The 18,002-nt window shown below is 67.0% G+C and carries 17 protein-coding genes; 3 read left to right on the top strand and 14 right to left on the bottom strand.

The annotated features are described in order from the left end of the window. The 3 genes from ACIBK2_RS31750 to ACIBK2_RS31740 form a co-directional block, all read right to left on the bottom strand. Complete coding sequence (locus tag ACIBK2_RS31750) at positions 1 to 204, bottom strand: hypothetical protein (RefSeq protein ID WP_396972556.1); 204 nt, start codon at positions 202 to 204, stop codon at positions 1 to 3. Then, the gene (locus ACIBK2_RS31745) at positions 174 to 854 is read right to left on the bottom strand and encodes a TIGR00266 family protein (protein ID WP_379290395.1); all 681 of its coding nucleotides are present in this window, start codon (positions 852 to 854) and stop codon (positions 174 to 176) included. The genes ACIBK2_RS31750 and ACIBK2_RS31745 overlap by 31 nt, the downstream gene beginning before the upstream one ends. A gap of 62 nt (positions 855 to 916) precedes the next feature. Continuing rightward, complete coding sequence (locus ACIBK2_RS31740; RefSeq protein WP_396972553.1) at positions 917 to 1,273, bottom strand: arsenate reductase family protein; 357 nt, start codon at positions 1,271 to 1,273, stop codon at positions 917 to 919. Between the two features lie 91 nt (positions 1,274 to 1,364). On the opposite strand from ACIBK2_RS31740, the gene ACIBK2_RS31735 reads away from it, so the two are divergent. Next, positions 1,365 to 2,849: a bifunctional phosphatase PAP2/diacylglycerol kinase family protein gene (locus ACIBK2_RS31735; protein ID WP_396972551.1), complete on the top strand. Its 1,485-nt coding sequence runs from the start codon at positions 1,365 to 1,367 to the stop codon at positions 2,847 to 2,849. Between the two features lie 33 nt (positions 2,850 to 2,882). Here the strand turns inward: ACIBK2_RS31735 and ACIBK2_RS31730 are convergent, their stop codons facing one another. The 8 genes from ACIBK2_RS31730 to ACIBK2_RS31695 all read right to left on the bottom strand — a co-directional run bounded on the left by ACIBK2_RS31730 (position 2,883) and on the right by ACIBK2_RS31695 (position 11,531). Next, positions 2,883 to 4,190: an aspartate aminotransferase family protein gene (locus ACIBK2_RS31730; protein ID WP_396972549.1), complete on the bottom strand. Its 1,308-nt coding sequence runs from the start codon at positions 4,188 to 4,190 to the stop codon at positions 2,883 to 2,885. A 1-nt stretch (position 4,191) separates the two neighbouring features. Then, positions 4,192 to 5,334, bottom strand: coding sequence for an ABC transporter substrate-binding protein (locus tag ACIBK2_RS31725; RefSeq protein ID WP_396972546.1), 1,143 nt, complete (start codon positions 5,332 to 5,334; stop codon positions 4,192 to 4,194). After that, on the bottom strand, positions 5,331 to 6,119 hold the full coding sequence (locus ACIBK2_RS31720) for an ABC transporter permease (protein WP_396972544.1): 789 nt from the start codon (positions 6,117 to 6,119) through the stop codon (positions 5,331 to 5,333). The genes ACIBK2_RS31725 and ACIBK2_RS31720 overlap by 4 nt, the downstream gene beginning before the upstream one ends. Continuing rightward, on the bottom strand, positions 6,119 to 7,015 hold the full coding sequence (locus ACIBK2_RS31715; RefSeq protein ID WP_396972542.1) for an ABC transporter ATP-binding protein: 897 nt from the start codon (positions 7,013 to 7,015) through the stop codon (positions 6,119 to 6,121). Before ACIBK2_RS31715 ends, ACIBK2_RS31720 begins: the two co-directional genes overlap by 1 nt. Before the next feature lie 175 nt (positions 7,016 to 7,190). Beyond that, positions 7,191 to 8,078, bottom strand: a complete 888-nt coding sequence (locus tag ACIBK2_RS31710; protein ID WP_396972540.1) for an ABC transporter permease — start codon at positions 8,076 to 8,078, stop codon at positions 7,191 to 7,193. A 106-nt stretch (positions 8,079 to 8,184) separates the two neighbouring features. Further along, on the bottom strand, positions 8,185 to 9,219 hold the full coding sequence (locus tag ACIBK2_RS31705) for a TIGR03842 family LLM class F420-dependent oxidoreductase (protein ID WP_396972538.1): 1,035 nt from the start codon (positions 9,217 to 9,219) through the stop codon (positions 8,185 to 8,187). A 39-nt stretch (positions 9,220 to 9,258) separates the two neighbouring features. Then, positions 9,259 to 10,680, bottom strand: a complete 1,422-nt coding sequence (gene hydA / locus ACIBK2_RS31700; protein WP_396972536.1) for a dihydropyrimidinase — start codon at positions 10,678 to 10,680, stop codon at positions 9,259 to 9,261. A gap of 14 nt (positions 10,681 to 10,694) precedes the next feature. Beyond that, on the bottom strand, positions 10,695 to 11,531 hold the full coding sequence (locus ACIBK2_RS31695; RefSeq protein WP_357389285.1) for a nitrilase-related carbon-nitrogen hydrolase: 837 nt from the start codon (positions 11,529 to 11,531) through the stop codon (positions 10,695 to 10,697). A gap of 387 nt (positions 11,532 to 11,918) precedes the next feature. Here ACIBK2_RS31695 and ACIBK2_RS31690 point away from each other — a divergent pair, with 387 nt between their 5' ends. Both ACIBK2_RS31690 and ACIBK2_RS31685 read left to right on the top strand, forming a co-directional pair. Beyond that, positions 11,919 to 13,331: a PLP-dependent aminotransferase family protein gene (locus tag ACIBK2_RS31690; protein ID WP_396972534.1), complete on the top strand. Its 1,413-nt coding sequence runs from the start codon at positions 11,919 to 11,921 to the stop codon at positions 13,329 to 13,331. A 260-nt stretch (positions 13,332 to 13,591) separates the two neighbouring features. Next, entirely contained in the window at positions 13,592 to 14,323 is a 732-nt protein-coding gene (locus tag ACIBK2_RS31685; RefSeq protein WP_396972532.1) for a peptidylprolyl isomerase, read from the top strand. 50 nt (positions 14,324 to 14,373) lie between these two features. Here the strand turns inward: ACIBK2_RS31685 and ACIBK2_RS31680 are convergent, their stop codons facing one another. The 3 genes from ACIBK2_RS31680 to ACIBK2_RS31670 form a co-directional block, all read right to left on the bottom strand. Then, the gene (locus ACIBK2_RS31680; protein ID WP_396973047.1) at positions 14,374 to 16,308 is read right to left on the bottom strand and encodes a CocE/NonD family hydrolase; all 1,935 of its coding nucleotides are present in this window, start codon (positions 16,306 to 16,308) and stop codon (positions 14,374 to 14,376) included. 234 nt (positions 16,309 to 16,542) lie between these two features. Continuing rightward, the gene (locus ACIBK2_RS31675; RefSeq protein WP_396972530.1) at positions 16,543 to 16,983 is read right to left on the bottom strand and encodes a VOC family protein; all 441 of its coding nucleotides are present in this window, start codon (positions 16,981 to 16,983) and stop codon (positions 16,543 to 16,545) included. 99 nt (positions 16,984 to 17,082) lie between these two features. Continuing rightward, on the bottom strand, positions 17,083 to 17,799 hold the full coding sequence (locus ACIBK2_RS31670) for a methyltransferase domain-containing protein (RefSeq protein ID WP_396972528.1): 717 nt from the start codon (positions 17,797 to 17,799) through the stop codon (positions 17,083 to 17,085). Positions 17,800 to 18,002: the final 203 nt, after the last annotated feature.

The following is an 18,002-nucleotide window of genomic DNA, read 5'->3' as shown; positions in this document are numbered from 1 at the left end:
TCAGGCCGCGCTGCCGCTACCCAGCGACAGGATGGAGGTAAAGAGGTTGGCGACAACTTCGAGCAATTCCATGATTCTCCGATTGTTGGCTTTATCGATGAGCACCGGAACCTTGACGACCGACAGGGCCGAGGCTTGAACACCGCGTGAACGCCGATGGTCGCCGCGCCGGATTACCCGGAGGAGGCTACCGAACTTGCCCACGCAGCGAAAGCGCCAGGGTTGCGCGTCTGCAGCAGCACCCGGCCGGGCCCGACGAAGTCGAAGACGAAACCCTCACCGGACTTGAGCGATTGGATGGACCGGCCGACCACCGCGCGACGGATGGTGAAGTTCATCGCCAGGTCGTAGGCGACGACGTGCCCGGTGTCGATGGTGATCGGCTCCCCCGGCTGCAGATCGATCACATCGATCGCGCCGAACACTCCGACCACGATCTCGCCGTCACCATGCGCGCGCAGACCGAAGCCGCCCTCGCCGCCGAACAGGTTCGCGAAGCCGCCCCACTTGCTTTCCACCTGCACCCCATGGGAATTCGCGATCCAGCCGCCGCGGCTGATGAAGAACGGGCGATCCTGGGTGATCTGCAGATTCAGCATGTCGCCGGGCAGCGCGGGCGCCACATCCACCCAGCCGCCCTGCTGCGGCGCGGTGAACGTCGAGACGAAGAACGATTCGCCGGCGAGCACCGAGCGCTTCAGTCCGGCCAGGATGCCGCCTTCGGCCTTGGCCGCCAACGTGACTCCCGCCGAATGGGCGACCATGGCGCCGCTCTCGACCCGCATCGGCTCGCCGCCCGCGAGGAAGCACCGCGCGATGGTCGAGGCGGGGTTGTGGCGCAGTTGTACCTTCATATTCTGCGACCCTACCGGCTGATTCGCGGCGGCAGGGACACCACTATCGGTGCTTTGACGGCTTATTCCAGCGACCGCAATGCGGCGTCGTCGCGTGCGACCACCGCGCCGCCGTCGGCGGTCAACACGATGGGCCGCTGGATCAGCCGCGGATGCTCGGCGAGTGCCTCGATCCACTTCTCCCGATCAGCCTCCGTGCGACCCCACTTGGCGATGCCGAGATCCTTGGCGATCTGCTCGCCGGTGCGAGTGATGTCCCACGGTTCGGCGCCGAGCCGCTGCAGCACGGACCGCAGTTCGGCCGCGGTGGGCGGGGCGTCGAGGTAGCGCCGCACCGAGTACTCGACGCCTGCCTCGTCCAGGAATTTGGTGGCATTGCGGCTCTTGGCGCACTGCGGGTTGTGCCAGATCTCCGTCATGCGAGCAGGGTACCGAGCGGCTCCGACACCGTGACCGACATACCTGCGGCGGCACCGTTTGACGGGCGTTTTGCTGGATAAGCTCGACACGATGCGTAAACGACTGAACCGGATCAACGCCTTGGATCGCCGCCTCGTGCAGCGCACCGCGCGCTTGCGACCGACGCCCGCCGACCATGCCCTGCGTTCACTCAGCATGAGCGCCAATCACAGTCGCCTCTGGATGGCGATCGCCGCCGGGCTCTTCGTGGCGGGCGGCCGGGCCCAGCGGCGCGGAGCGGTGCGCGGTCTCGCGGCGGTGAGCCTGGCCAGCGGCCTGGCGAACGGTGTCGCGAAGCCGCTGTTCCCGCGGCGGCGGCCGCCGGTGGAGGCGGTGCCGCTGTTGCGGCGGCTGGTGAAACCGCCGGTGTCCTCCTCGTTCCCGTCGGGCCATGCGGCTTCCGCGGCGGCGTTCACGACGGCGGTGGCGCTGGAGGCGCCTGGTACGGCCGCGGTGATCGCGCCCCTCGCGGTCGCTGTCGCCTACTCGCGGGTGCACATCGGCGTGCACTGGCCCTCCGATGTGGTGGTCGGTGCGGCGCTGGGTTCCGGTGTCGCGCTGGCGACCCGGCGCTGGTGGGCGGTGCGTGACGACGAGCCCGCCACGCTCGGGCCCGAGAAGCGGACCGAACCGCTCCCCGAGGGACGCGGGATGCTGTTCGTGGTCAATCCGTCCTCGGGCACCGACGACGGCGGCGAGCTGGCGGATCTGTTGCGCTCGCGGCTGTCCGCGGCGCAGATCCTCGAACTTCAGGGCGACATCGACCTCGAGGCCGAGATCGATGCCCGGGTGCGGCGCGACGATATCGCGGCGCTCGGCGTGCTCGGCGGTGACGGGACGGTGTCGACCGTGGCGGAAGCCGCTGTGCGACACAACCTTCCGTTGGCGGTGTTCGCCGGTGGGACGCTGAACCACTTCGCGCGTGACATCGGCGTGGAGAATCCGGTGACGACGCTCGCCGCGCTCGATTCGGGTCAGCTCGTCCTCATCGACACCGCCCGGGTGCGCTTGGACGACGGCGAGGAACGCACCTTCGTCAACACCGCCAGCCTCGGCGGCTACCCCGATTTCGTCCGCCTACGCGAACGCTGGGAACGCCGGGTAGGTAAGTGGCCCGCGGCCGGATTCGCCATGCTGTGCGTGCTGTTTCGCGCGCAACCCCTGCACTGCACGATCGACGGTAAGCGCAGCGCCCTCTGGATGTTGTTCCTCGGCAACGGCGCATACCACCCGGCGGACCAGATCCCGATGTCGCGCCCGCAACTGCACGACGGCACCCTCGACGTCCGTTATCTCCGTGCGGACCTCCGCTTTTCGCGCCTCCGCCTGATCTTCGCCACCTTCACTGGGACACTGGATGTTTCGGATACCTACGTGCATCAGCGCGTCGGGCACCTGGACGTTCGAGTCGACGGTGCCCCGGTATCGCTGGCCACCGACGGCGAAGTCAACCACAAGGCAAAGCGCTTGGACTTCGCCAGCCAACCGGCCGCGTTGGCCGTGTTCCGGGAACTGCAAGCCGACGACGAGGGCTGAGGCCCCGCGAGCGGCTCACGGGGCCTACCGGCGTCAGTTCACGTATTCGTCAGCGACTTTCAGTACCTCGTCGACGATCGCCAGCCCGATGCGCAGCTCGTCCGCCGTTGTGGTGAGCGGCGGCGCGATCTGAAAACGGTTGCCCACGCTGAACGGCCAGAGACCACGCGCCTTCGCGGCGGCGGTCACCTTCGCCATCGGCTCGGCGGCCGCACCGGCGGCGGCGAACGGGATCAGCGGTTCCCGTGTCTGCGGATCACGCACCAGATCGAGTGCCCAGAAGAAGCCGAGACCACGCACCTCGCCGACGCTCGGGTGCCGAGAAGTCAAGTCCTGCAAGCCTTTTCCGAGCACGTCGGCGCCCACCGAGCGCACGTGGTCGAGAATGCCGTCACGCTCGAAGATGCCGATCGAGGCGACGCCCGCCGCACAGGCCAGCGGGTGCCCCGCGTAGGTGAGGCCGCCGGGATAGACGGTGTGGTCGTAGCGCTGCGCGATGCGTTCGGCGATGAGCACGCCGCCCAGCGGGACGTAGCCCGAGTTCACGCCCTTGGCGAAGGCGATGAGATCCGGTGCGACGTCGAAGGCCTGCACCGCGAACCACTCGCCGACCCGGCCGAAGCCGACCATCACCTCGTCGGCGATGTAGACGATGCCGAACTCGTCGCAGAGCGCGCGCACTCCGGCGAGATAGCCCGGCGGCGGGATCAGTACACCGTTGGTGCCGACCACCGTCTCCAGGATCAGACCCGCGATGTTCTGCGGCCCCTCCAGCTCGATCACCTGCCGCAGATGGGTCAGTGCCGCCGCCGTCTCCTCCTCGGGAGTGCTTGTACCCCAGGGTGATCGGTAGGGGTACGGGCCGAAGAAGCGCACCACGTCGACGTTGGTCGGCTCGGCGCCCCAGCGGCGCGGTTCCCCGGTCAGCCCGATCGCGACGCCGGTGCCGCCGTGATAGGAGCGGTATGCGGCGAGCATCTTGGTGCGGCCGGTGAAGCTACGGGCCAGCCGCACTGCGTGTTCCACCGCTTCCGCGCCGCCGGTGGTGAACAGGACCCGGTTCAGGTCGCCGGGTGCGCGTTCGACGATCAGCTCGGCCAGTTCGCTGCGCGCCGCGTTGCCGACGGTCGGCGAGATGGTGGTGAGCAGCTGGGCCTGGGCGATGATCGCGGCGACCATGTCCGGATGCTGGTGTCCGATATTGACATTCACCAGCTGGGAGGAGAAGTCGAGGTAGCGGTTGCCGCTGTCGTCCCAGAAGTAGGAGCCCGACGAGCCGACGATCGCCGGCGGGTTCAGCTCGGCCTGCGCGGCCCACGGATAGAAGACGTGATCGGTCAAATCACTTGCCCCCTTCGGTCAGCGTGACCTGCTGCGGCGCGTAGTGCGCACCGGTCGCATCGATGCCACCGGACATCAGCAGTTCCAGTGCCTTCATGACGTAGTCGCTCGTGTAAGCGCTCGCGTCGGGATCCTTCTTGAGAACCGTTGCGCCCTCTTGGTTCTTGGTGTCCTTGGCGATCTGCACGGTCCTGGCCCAGGCCGTGCTGTCGACCATGCCGATGCCCGCGGGCGACGGCCAGATCAGCTTGTTCACCTCGTTGATCTGCCACTGCTGGTGGGACGCGCCGAGCGTGCTGCCCGCGGCGACGGTGATGTCGCGGCACTTGTCCACGTTGTCGCGGCAGAAGATCCAGCCCTTCAGCGAGGCCGCGATGAACTTCACCGTCTGGTCCTGATACTTGGCGTCCTTCAGCTTCTCGGTGTTGGCCCAGATGGCGTCCTGCAACATCGCGACGCCCTCGCTGTTCCAGTCGATGGTGGCGAAATCGTCTGCGGTGTACAGCTTTCCGGTGGCCGGGTTCTTGGTCTCCAGCAGCTGGGCGTACTCGTTGTACGACATGGCCTGCGCGGCGGCGATGTCCTTGCCGAGGAAGGCGTTCATGTCGAACTGCTGCTGCACCAGCTTGACGTCCTTGGCCGGGTCGATTCCCGCCTTGGTCATGCCGGCGAACAGCTCGAATTCATTGCCGTAGCCCCAGTTTCCGACCGTCTTGCCGCGCAGCGCGGCGGCATTGGGGATGTTCTCCGACTTGAACGACACCTGCTTGGTGCCGGAGCGCTGGAAGATCTGCGCCACGTCGGTGATGCCCGCGCCCGCCTCGCGGGAGGCCAGCGCCTTCGGCACCCAGGCGATGGCGTAGTCGGCCTGGCCCTGTGCGAGCACGGTCTGCGGGACGATATCCGTTCCGCCGTCGAGGATTTCGACCGACAAGCCCTGTTCCTTGTAGAAACCCTGGTCGACCGCGGCCAGGTAGCCCGCGAACTGTCCCTGTTTGAACCACTGCAGCTGCAGGCGCACCTTGGTGAGCCCGTCGGCCGTGGTGCCGGAGGAGCTGTCGGTGGTGCTGCAACCGGTGAGCGCGGCCGCGACCAGCGCGGCGAGCGCCAAACAGGTACGGAATCGCTTGGTGGACTTCGTCATCTAGATCTCCAGAGGGTGGTGCGGGGTCTACGGGTGAGTTGTTCGAGTAACAGGACAGCGGCGAGGAAAAGGAGGCCGACGAGCACGGCGCCCGCCACGTAGGCCCACGCCCTGGGATAGGCGGTGTTGGCGGCGGCGGAGGTGATGCGGCTGCCGAGGCCGTTCTGCAGCCCGCCGAAGTATTCGGCGATGATGGCCGCGATCACCGCGCCCGGTGCGGCGATGCGCAGGCCGGTGAACAGGTACGGCAGCGCCGCGGGCAGCCGGACGGTGCGGGTGACCTGCCAGCCGCCCGCCGCGTAGGACGTCATCAGGTCGGTGTGCACTTGCGGGACCTGGCGCAAGCCGCGGGCCGTGCTGACGAACATCGGGAAGAACACGACGATGGTGACGACCATCCGGCGCGGCGTGTCCGTAGTGGTCGAGTACATCGAATTCAGCAGGGGTGCAAGGGCAACGATCGGCACGGCGGCCGCCGCGGCCGAGAGTGGCGTCAGCAGTCCCTCGACCAGATGGAACCGGATGGCCAGCATCGCGGCGACGATGCCGAGCACCGCGCCGACCAGCAGGCCGATCAGTGCATTGGTGCCGGTGGCGGTCGCCGCGTCGGCGATGCGGCTGAAGTTCTCGGTGAACTCGCTCGCGATCGCGGTGGGCGCGGGCAACAGGAACGAGGGCACCCCGGCGACGACGGTCAGCACCTGCCACAGCGCGAGCCCACCGATGCCGAACACCAACGGCGGCAGGACTGTTCGCCACGGCAGTGCCGTTTTCCAGGACGTCATCACACCGACCCACCGGTATCGCCGTGACCACCGCGCAGCGCCTCGCGCACCGCGGCCACCGCCTCGAAAAACGCTGGGCTGGAACGCACATCGTCGCCCGCCTCGGCCGCGTCGCGTCGGCCCCAGCCGCCGGTCGGCACGATCTCGGTGATCCGCCCCGGTCGCGGCGACATGACCACCACCCGGTCCGAGAGGAACACGGCCTCCGGAATCGAGTGCGTCACAAAGACCACGGCGGCCTCGGTCTCCCCCGCGATCCGCAGCAGCTCACCCTGCATCCGCTCGCGGGTCATCTCGTCGAGCGCGCCGAACGGTTCGTCCATCAGCAACAGCGACGGCTTCGGCGCCAGCGCGCGCACGATCGCGACCCGCTGCTGCATGCCGCCGGACAGTTCGGCGGGATAGCGCTTGGCGAAGTCGGTCAGCCCGGCCATCTCGAGCAATTCCGCACTGCGCGCGCGACGTTCACTCTTCGGCACCTTGTGTAGTTCGAGTGGCAGTTCGACATTCGCCTGCACCGTGCGCCAGTCCAGCAGTCCGGACTGTTGGAAGGCGATGCCGTAGTCCTGGTCGATCCGCGCCCGCCGCGCCGTCTTGCCGTGCACCGTGACGGTGCCGCCGGTCGGCTGCTCGAGGTCGGCGATGATGCGCAACAGGGTCGACTTGCCGCAGCCGGACGGGCCGATGAGCGAGACGAATTCGCCCGCGGCGACGGTCAATGAGACATCCGACAGTGCGGTGACCGAGCCTGCGGCGTAGATTTTGCCAACGTCCGCGAGTTCCACCGCGGCGATGCGCTCGGCGGCCGGCTCGGCGAGTTCGACGGCACCCACCTGCTCCGCCGAATCCGGCGCTGATGTCGCCGTGGCGACGGCCGGTCGTGCTTTGGCGGTCAACGGATACCTCCTGGAAAGCTGCCTGCCTCACGGGGCGGACGGTCGTAGCAGTGCGCGGATTCGGGTTCGACGGTCCGGGTGCTCATGGTCATTGGACGTCCGCCGACCAGCGCATCGAGTTGGTGGTGACGCGGCGTGCGTCCGAGATCGGCGCTGCCCGTTGCGGCACGGTGGTTCATGAGGTTCCGTTCAGCGAGCGCGACGCGCCCGCCGGTCGGCTGTAGCGCCGCAGAGCCAGTTCGGCGAGGCCGACGACGGCCGTGACCGCGACACCGAGCAGAGCGGCGGCCAATACGGCCGCGTAGAGCCGGGAAGCGTCGCCGGTGGCCTGCTGGGCGAAGACGATGATCTGGCGGCCGATGCCGCCCGCAGTGCCGGTGGAGATCTCCGCGACCACCGCACCGATCACCGAGGCGGCCGCTGCCAAACGCAAGGCGGGTAACAGGTGTGGGACGGCGGACGGAAAACGCAAGTGCACCAAGGTTTCCCACCAGCTGGCCGAATAGCTGTGCAGCAGTTCGACCGACGCCTTCGACGGTGCCTGTAGTCCGCGCAGCATGCCGACCGCCACTGGGAAGAACGCCAGGTACGACGCGATCACGGCGATGCTCATCCACGGCCGCCACGGCTCACCCGCGATCACGATCTTGCCGCCCCAGCCGGCCACCAGCGGGGCCAGCGCGATCAGCGGAACCGTTTGCGAGACAATGATGTAGGGCAACAATCCGCGTTCGACCCAGGCGAAGCGCTGCATGAGGATCGCCAGCGCGACTCCGACGACGGTGCCGATGAGCAGCGCGAGCATAGCCAGTCCGAACGTGAATCCGGCTGTCTTGAGCAAGGTTTGGCCTACCGTGCCGGAACTGTCCCGCTCGCCCAGCACCGTGACGACCGACCACACATGCGGCAGCGCGCCGTCTCCGGTGCGCGGCAGGATTCGCTGGTCGCCGAGGCTCACACCACGTTCCGGGACAACGAGTTTCACCAACTCCCAGAGTGCGAGCACCAGCACCAGAACGGTGACCGCGTAACCAACGCGGGCCGTTCCAGGCCCTATCCTCATTCGTCCTCCGCATTCACCACGGCCACCTGGTCATCGACGCGGTGCGGACCGAACTCGATCAGCACCAACGCCACCGCCGCGACGACACCGACGATCAACCCCGTCATCAGGCACCTTCCGTCGCGGTGACCGGGTGGGCCAGCCGGGGCAGTACCGACTCGCCGTACGCCTCCAACGTGGCGGTCTTCGCATCGTGCTGCAGGTAGACCGCGAACTGGTCGACGCCGAGCTTCTCCAACTCACGCAGCCGGGTCAGCTGGTCGTCGGGCGTGCCGAGCAGGCAGAAGCGGTCCACGATGGTGTCCGGGACGAAGTCGGCATGCGTGTTACCCGCGCGGCCGTGCTGGTTGTAGTCGTAACCCTGCCTGCCCGCGATGTATTCGGTGAGCGCGGCCGGAACATCGCTGCCCGCACCGTATTTCGCGACAATATCGGCCACGTGGTTGCCGACCATGCCGCCGAACCAGCGGCACTGTTCACGGGCGTGGGCCAGCGCGGCGTCCGACCCGTCTGTCACGTAAGCCGGTGCGGCGACACAGATCTTCACCGACCCCGGGTCACGGCCCGCGCGCTCGGCAGCAGCCCGCACCCGGGCGATGGTCCACGCGGTGATGTCCGGGTCGGCCAGCTGCAGGATGAACCCGTCGGCCACCTCGCCGGTGAGATCCAGTGCGCGCGGACCGTATCCGGCCATCCAGACCTCCAGCTTGGAGGCGGCCGCCCACGGGAACCGCACGATCGTGTCACCGACCCTGGCACTGCGCCCGTTGCCGAGTTCCCGGATCACCTCGATGGATTCGCGCAGGGTGGCCAGGGTGGTCGGCTTGCCGCCGAGCGTGCGCACCGCCGAGTCGCCGCGGCCGATGCCGCACACGGTGCGGTTGCCGAACATGTCGTTGAGCGTGGCGAAGGTGGACGCGGTCACGGTCCAGTCCCTGGTGGCCGGGTTGGTCACCATCGGGCCGACCACGACCTTCCTGGTGGCGGCGAGGATCTGGCTGTAGATGACGTACGGCTCCTGCCACAGCAGGTGCGAGTCGAACGTCCAGACGTGCGAGAACCCGTGGGTCTCGGCCTGTCTGGCCAGTTCGACTACCCGGGAGGCGGGGGGTGTGCATTGCAGCACCACACCGATGTCCATGCGGCACTCTCCGTTTCGAGGTCGGCGACAGCTTGGCTGTCAGATCAGGTTCTGCGACAGTTCGCGTTTGACGAACCGGCCGTGCCCGGCGCTGCCGAGGTACGCGCTGTTGTCGATGACCACCCGGCCGCGGGAGAGCACGGTGTCGACGTGGCCGTCGATCTCGAAGCCCTCGTAGGCCGAGTAGTCCATGTTCATGTGATGGGTCTTGCCGAGGCCGATGCTGGTGTGCCCGTTGGGGTCGTAGATCACGATGTCGGCGTCCGCGCCGGGACTGATCACGCCCTTGCGCGGGTACATGCCGAACATCCTGGCCGGCGTGGTGCAGCAGACCTCGACCCAGCGTTCGAGGGAGATCTGACCGCTCTTGACGCCCTGGAACATCAGGTCCATCCGGTGCTCGACGCCGCCGATCCCGTTCGGGATCTTGCTGAAATCGCCGATGCCCATTTCCTTCTGGTCCTTCATGCAGAACGGGCAGTGGTCGGTGCTGACCGTTGTCACGTCGCCGGTGCGCAGGTAGCGCCACAGCTCGTCCTGATGCCCCTCGGCCCTGGACCGCAGCGGCGTCGAGCACACCCACTTGGCACCCTCGAAACCCGGTGCGCCCAACTGTTCTTCGAGCGAGAGGTACAGATACTGCGGGCAAGTTTCGCCGAACACGTTCTGGCCGTTGCCCCGTGCGGTGGCGATCTGTTCCAGCGCCTGCTTCGCCGATACGTGCACCACATAGAGCGGCGCACCGGTCAACTGCGCCAACATGATCGCGCGATGGGTGGCCTCCTCCTCCATCTGCCACGGGCGACTGGTGCCGTGGAAGTACGGAGCGGTGTCGCCGCGTGCGATGGACTGCTCGACCAGCACGTCGATGGCGATCCCGTTCTCCGCGTGCATCATCAGCAGCGCGCCCAGATCGCCCGCCGACTGCATGGCGCGCAGGATCTGGCCGTCGGTGGAGTAGAAGACGCCGGGGTAGGCCATGAACAGCTTGAAGCTGGTGACACCCTCGGACACCAATTCGCTCATGCCCTTGAGGGATTCGTCGTTGACCTCACCGATGATCTGGTGGAAGCCGTAGTCGATCGCGCACTTGCCCGCCGCCTTCTGATGCCAGGCGCCGAGGGTGTCCTGCAACCGCTCCCCCGGCGTCTGGACCACGAAGTCGACGATCGTCGTGGTGCCGCCCCAGGCGGCGGCGCGGGTGCCGGTCTCGAAGGTGTCGGACGCCTCGGTGCCGCCGAACGGCATCTGCATGTGCGTATGTCCGTCCACGCCACCGGGAATCACGTATTTGCCGGTCGCGTCGATGACCACCTCGGCGGTCGCGGTGAGGTCCGCGCCGAGGGCGGTCGCGCCGGGTTGTAATACGGCGACAATGGTTTCGCCGTCCACCAGCACGTCGAGCAGTTGCGATCCGGTGGCCGAGACCACCGTGCCGCCGTGGATGAAGGTCAGTGTCATGTGATCGCCCGGCCTCAGGGAGCCACCAGCGGACCATAGGCGTCCGGGCGGCGGTCGCGATAGAAGGCCCACCGGTCGCGCACCGTCTTGATCAGATCCAGGTCCAGGTCGCGGATCACCAGCTCGGGGTCGGTGTCCGAGGCGACCTCGCCGACGAACTTGCCCTCGGGGTCGACGAAGTAGCTGGTGCCGTAGAAGTCGTCGTCGCCGTACTCCTCGATGCCGACCCGGTTGATCGCGCCGATGTAGTACTCGTTGGCCACCGCCGAGGCGGGCTGCTCCAGCTTCCACAGGTAGCCGGACAGGCCGCGCGAGGTCGCGGACGGGTTGAACACGATTTCCGCGCCGGCCAGGCCGAGTGCGCGCCAGCCCTCCGGGAAATGCCGGTCGTAACAGATATAGACGCCCACCTTGCCGACCGCGGTATCGAACACCGGCCAGCCCAGATTGCCCGGCCGGAAGTAGAACTTCTCCCAGAAGCCGTTGACATGCGGAATGTGGTGCTTACGGTATTTGCCGAGGTAGCTGCCGTCGGCGTCGATCACCGCCGCGGTGTTGTAGAGCAGGCCCGGCTGCTCCTGCTCGTACACCGGCAGGACCATCACCATGCCCAATTCCCTTGCCAGCGCGGCGAATCGCTCCGTCGTCGGGCCCGGCACCGACTCCGCGTACTCGTAGAACTTCGCGTCCTGCAACTGGCAGAAATACGGGCCGTAGAACAGCTCCTGGAAGCAGATCACCTTCGCGCCCTGCGCGGCCGCCTGACGGGCGTAATCCTCGTGCGCTTTGATCATGGACTCTTTGTCGCCGGTCCAGTTCGTCTGGACGAGCGCGGCTCGAACGATTCCCATGCTTTGTTATACTTCACTCCGAACCAATTCGGTTGTGTTACAAGATTGCGGAAACAGTTTCGTAGCCGTAAACCTTGATTCTGGTCGTAGTTCCGCCGCCACACCCGACGCAGAATGACGGTGTGAGCGAGCGAATCGGAGGCACAGCGCCCATGCGTATGACGCCTGCGCGCGCCGGCCGGAGTCCGCGGGTGAGCAGCGGCGCGGCCGCCTGGGGTGGGGTCCACTACTTGCAAGACGCAGTCCTCCGCGAGCACGGCAGGCGCACGCTGCGTGTCGATGCCCGATCCTCGCACCCTCTCTCGGCACCCGCACCCGCTATAGGGCCCCAGAGCCAGTGCAGATCCCGAGAGAGAGTGCGGGTCGTGCGGGTGAGGGGGTGGGGTTGTGACGGTTGAGCCGACGGCTGCCGGAGTGGACGGGGTGGGGCAGTTCATTGCGGAGTTGGATGATCGGACACCGGCGGGGATTGCGGCGGCGGTGAGTCGGCAGATTCGTTCGGGGGCGTTGACGCCTGGGGCCAGGCTGCCGACTGTTCGTGAAGTTGCCCGCGAGTTGAAGGTTTCGCCTGCGACTGTGAATCAGGCCTGGCGGGCGCTTGCGGCGGCGGGGGCGATCGTCGCGCGTGGACGGGCCGGGACCTTTGTCGGCGCGCCCGTCGCCACCAGGCCCGTGACCGCCGTCGGCCGTTATCAGCGGCTGCATCCGCCGTCCTACAGCGCTTTTCGCATCGACCTCTCTCGTGGCACGCCCGACCCGGAGCTACTGCCCGATCTCGGTGCCGCACTGCGCGACCTCACCCGCGACGGGGCAAGCGACCTGGCCGCCGACTACCTCGGCGAGGCGGTGCTGCCGGAGCTGGCCGCGAAAGTCCGGGCCGACTGGCCTTTTCGCGCGGAACGGATCGCTGTCCTCGACGGCGCGCTGGACGCCGTCGACCGGCTGCTGTCGGCGCACGTCCGGCTCGGTGACGCGGTGGCGGTCGAAGATCCCTGTTTCCCACCGTTTCTCGACCTGCTCGCCGGTCTCGGCGCCCGGCCCATCCCTGTCCGAATGGACGAATCCGGTTTGCTGCCGGCCGAACTCGCCCGCGCCATCACCGACTACGACGCCACCGCACTCATCCTGCAGCCGCGCGGCCAGAACCCCACCGGCGTCTCCCTTACCGCGCGCCGCATCCGCGAGCTGTCCGACATCCTGCTCGACGCAGGCACTCTCGTCATCGAGGACGACCACTCCGCCGGAATCGCCGCCGCCCCACTGCGTTCCCTCGGCAGCCGCGTCCCCCGCCGCACCGTCCACATCCGCTCGTACTCCAAGTCCCACGGCGCCGACCTCCGCCTCGCCGTCGCGGGCGGCCCCGCCGACCTGCTCGACCCGGTCATCGAACGCCGCATGCTCGGCGCGGGCTGGACCAGCCGACTCCTCCAACGCGTCCTGCTCAGCATGCTCGACGACGAAACCGCTATCCACGCCGTCACCACCGCCCGCGCCGAATATCGCAGGCGCTCAGCCGAACTCCGCCGCGCCCTGGCCCGCCGCGGCATCACCGTCCCGCGCGGCGACGGCATCAACCTCTGGCTGCCCGTCGCCGACGAAAACGCCGCCATGATCTCCCTCGCTGCGGCAGGCATCAAAGCCGCGCCCGGCGGCCCCTTCATCGTCGGCGACCACCCGCCGACCGACTACCTCCGCATCACCATCTCCCCGCTCACCGACAACGACCTCGACTGGCTCGCCACCGAACTCGCCGCCGCCACCGTCGCCGTCCCCACTTACCGCCGCATCCGCCGCGCCTGACGTGAAATCGCACACTTCGCTACATAGCCCAGAGACATCTGTCATCGCTCCGGGCAGCGCCGTTTCGCCGGATTCGATAGCCCACGGACATGCATCGGCCAGGCGAAGAACCCGTGAGTTATGCGAAGGACCCCTATTTACCTGCTGGTGTGTGGAATTCGCAGCGATCGAGGCGGTCCCGGCACGCTGACGGCGGGGAGATGGAATGATTCGGCTCGGCATCAGCCGGTGCGCAATCCGATCGAAGGAGATTCCTAGCGGTGAGCAGCGAAGTGCAGGGGCGGCAGTTCGGGGACGGCAAGCGAGGATGGCGGTTCGGGGTGCCGCGCGGCGTGCTACGCGTGGTCGGTGTCGCGGCGGTCGCCGCGGCGCTCGCGGCGTTCGCGTCCGGCGGTGTTTCGGCGAAGACCTTTGATGTGCGCACCCAGCAGCAGGCCGCGCAGTGCAATGCGCCCGCGGAAGGCGCGGTGACCGCCCGCAACAACTACCCGGCTCCCGGCCCGGCCACCGAGCCCGGCGCCACCTACTCCGCGAAGCTCGACACCACTTGCGGGGCAATCGATATCGCGCTGGACCCGAAGGCACCGCAGACAGTCAACTCGTTCGCGTTCCTGTCCAACGAGCAGTACTTCAACCACACCAGGTGCCACCGGATCACCACCAACGGCATCTTCGTCCTGCAGTGTGGCGACCCGACGGCCACCGGCACCGGCGGTCCCGGCTACCAGATCGCCGACGAGAACCTCGCCGGCGCCACCTACCCGGCGGGCACCGTCGCGATGGCGAACGCGGGCCCGAACACCAACGGCAGCCAGTTCTTCCTGGTCTACAAGGACAGCCCGCTGCCGCCGAGTTACACCCCGTTCGGGCGGATCACCGGCGGCCTGGACGTGCTCCAGTCCGTCGCCGCCGCGGGCACCAGGGACGGTGGCCCGGACGGCGCGCCGCGTGACGACGTCGTCCTCAACAAGGTCGAAACCTTCAAGAACTAGTTTCTCCCCTCGAGACAATGGCGGCGTCCCCGACGCCGCCATTGTCGTTTCTATTTGTGCGGGGTGAGGTCGAACGTGGTCGAGCCGTTGTTGCCGGACGGGATGACGGGGACGGTCACCGAGGACGGGTGTTCGGGGTCCTTGTAGATGGTTTGGGTGGCCTGTTCGGTGCGGGTGCTCTCGCCGAAGGGTTCGCCGGTGTTGGGGTTCGGCGCGTATTGCGGATAGTCGCTGCTGGACACCGAGATTCGAATGCGGTCGCCCGCTTTGAACTGGTAGCTGGTCGGCCAGATCTTGATGGTGAACTGATAGGGCTGGCCGGGCACGATCGGTGTCGGGTTGGTGAGTGAGTCGCGGAATGCGGCGCGGATGATGCCGTTGTTGAGGTTGACCGAGGAACCGTCCGGCGCAAGCACTTCCAAGCGGGCGACGAAGTCGGTGTCGGGTGCGGTCGAGGAGGCCCAGAGTTTCACCGTGGTCGGGCCGGTGAGTTCGGTGTCGGCGCTGAGCGGTTCGGTGTCGTAAGTCAGTACGTCCGAACGCTGTTCGACGGCGGCTTGATCGAACGGTCCCTGCGGACCCGTGCCGACGCCGCAGCAGGAATGGCCGCCGACGCTGGGCGCCGGGTCGGTCGGGTCGTAGAGATAATGGTCTGCGTCGGCCGGTCCGGTCGGTGCCTGCTCGACCAGTTTACCGGTGCGTCCCGCGGTGCCGTTCGCGCCGCCGCCGTTGAAATAGTAAGTCTCCCACTGGGTTTGCGGCAGCGGCCAGCTCGGGGCCGACTTCCACCGGTTGGCGCCCATCACGTAGTAGTCGACCCGCGGGGTGCCCGCGACGCCGTTGTCCACGCCCTTGAGGAAGTGGTCGTACCAGGCCAGCATCAGCTCGTTGATCGGGCTGTTGCCGACCGGTCCGAGCTGGTCGAGCCGAGGCGCGATGGTCGAGGTCGGCCTGCCCCAGCCGAGGTGGTCCCATGGGCCGATCACCAGTCGCTGATTCTGCCGCGCTTCGGGTGTGCCGCCCTTGTCGACCATGCCGGTGAAGTTCTCGATGCCGCCGGACAGGAACGCGTCGTACCAGCCCTCCATGTCGAGCACCGGCACCTTCACGTTCTGGTAGCGCTCGCGGACGCTCCGGTTCTTCCACGAGTCGTTGTAGGTCGAGTTGTGGATCCAGTCGAAATACCACGGCGCGACCGCCGGATTGCCCGGCTGCATCGGCGGAAAGTCTTTGTACGGACGGAAATTCATCCACTGGGTGGCGTTCTGCATGGCCGCCTGGATCTGGTTCACCGCGGCGGTGTCGTGGCGCTGCTCGGCCGCTTCCAGCCCGATCGTGCCCATCGCCCACGGCTCGACGAAACCGAGCCGGAACTGGCCGCCCTCGTAGGTCCAGCCGTCGTAGTAGTCGGACGCGGTGTTGGCCGGGACGATGGCGGCCAGATGCGGCGGGGTCTCGACCGCGGCGAGCCACTGGGTCGCGCCGATATAGGACGAGCCGTACATGCCCACTTTGCCGTTCGTGCCGGGCAATTGGGCCGCCCACTCGACGCTGTCGTAGCCGTCACGCATGTCGTTGTCGAACTCGGTGAAGACGCCGTCCGACTTGCCGAGGCCCCGAATGTCTTGAATCACAACCAGATAGCACTGTGAGGCGAACCAGTCCGGGGTCTGGTAGCGCGAAGGTTGGATCTGCGCAGCGGTTTTCCCGTACTGGGTGCGCATCAGGATGACGGGGACCGGATCAGTGGTCTTGGGGCGGTACACATCCGCCCGCAGGATCGTCCCGTCCCGCATGGCCGCGGGAACGTCGGTCTGTTTATCGACCTCGCACTTTCCCCGGCCTTCGGTCGGTGGCCAGGTCCCCGCCTGCCCCGGCGCCGATGTCTGTGTACTCGACGCGGTATTCGTATCGGAGCTCGAGGTACACCCGCCGACCAACACTCCCACGCACAACACCGCGGTGAGCAGGCGACCGATGCCCATTCCATGACCAGACAAGCTGACACACCTCCCAGGAGAGGCGCTACCGGACACTCGACGCGTGCTGTTCGAACGCCTCTGTCGAGCAGATGTTACCAAGATCCACTATCAAACGTCCCATGAATGCGCACAACATTCAGCCGACCGGTCGGCTCGTCAATCCCATCGAATCCTGTTGACAGGCAGACACTCCCGGACTTTGCCGACAGGTCATGATTCCTGGACACGATGCCGGAATCAGTTGGGGGGCTGACCGTTCAGGAAGTAGACCAATTCCCAGAGGTGGCCGTCGGGGTCGGTGAAGTACCCGGAGTAGATGCCCCAGGGCCGCTCGAGCGGCGGGCGAACGATGGTGCTACCGGCTTGCCGGGCTTGGTCGAGGATCCGATCGACGTCGTCGCGAGTGTCGACGAACAAGCCGAGACTCATCGGGGACCCGGTGACCTGGCCGACCGGGAGGGCGGCGTCCTTGGCGAGGTCGGCGCGCGAGTAGAGGGACAGGATGAGCCCGTTATCCAAGGTGAACATGGCGGCCGAGCCACCCGGTTGTTCCTCGTCGGCGACATACTCGGTGCCGATAATGCCCGGCGAGGACAGGCCGAGACCCTCACGATAGAAGCGAAGCGAACGTTCGAGATCGCTCACGCCCAGGGTTATCGCGTTGATGTGGGCCTTCATGAGTGCACTCCTCCGCTCGACGCCGGCTGCGTACCGCCCAGTCAACCCGTGCGGCGGCTCGCGGTCTTGAACGAATCGGACACTGGCGCGTCGCCGACCTCACCCACCACGACGCACCACCGTGATGATCTCCGGACTGGCCGCCGTCAGCGGACTACGATCCCAATCCCCGAACTGCTCCACGACCACCAACCCCGCCTCGGACAAAAACGCGCCCAACGCATCCTGGCCGAGAAACCGCAACGTGCTATGACTGACCTCGGGCTGATCCCACCGATCACACGTGAAGGTGTGCGTGAACGAAACCAGCTCCCCTTCAACCGGTTCGGCAACCTCGCACACGCACCGCACCACCGCCCCCGCCGCATCCGACACCACGTCGGAGTACCGCCGATCCCACGTCTCCCATTCCCGCACAAGCGGATTCCGCGTCTCGAACGCGAATTGCCCATCAGAGGTCAACACCGACGCAATCACCGCCAACGTCGACCGCAACTCCACATCCTCGACAAGCACTTGAAACGCATGCCCAGTCATCACCACCAACTCGAACTCCCGCCCCCGAACCGCCCCCACATCCCCCAACACCCACTCGATATCCCCTTGCCCCCGTGCAACTTCCAGCATCCCAACCGCCGGATCCACCCCACACAACCGCCCCCGATGCCCCGCTCCCCGAGCCCGCCGCAGCAATTCCCCAGTCCCACACCCAACATCGAGCACCGACCGCGCATCCATGATCATCGGCAGATAAAACCCGAAGTCCCCCCGCGCTTCCCACGGATTGAACCGGTCATATACCGCCGCCAACCGCATCTCACTGAAAGCTCTGTCGACCATGGTCGAAGAGTGTCAAAGACTCGGCCCCCGCCGCCACCCATTTCCGACTCAGCCTCCGCTGTCGCTCACAGCTTCAGCAGACCTGGGACTATCTCGCTAACGGTGTTTCCGGCGGTTTCTCTCAGTAGGTTTGGGCGTTGGGCCAGCGGTCAGCGAAGGTGATCGCGAAGGCGTTGACC

Origin of the sequence: Nocardia sp. NPDC050175 (genome assembly GCF_044459885.1) — a bacterium.
In the GTDB taxonomy this organism is placed as follows: Bacteria; Actinomycetota; Actinomycetes; order Mycobacteriales; family Mycobacteriaceae; genus Nocardia.
This window is presented reverse-complemented; position numbering and strand designations above follow the sequence as displayed.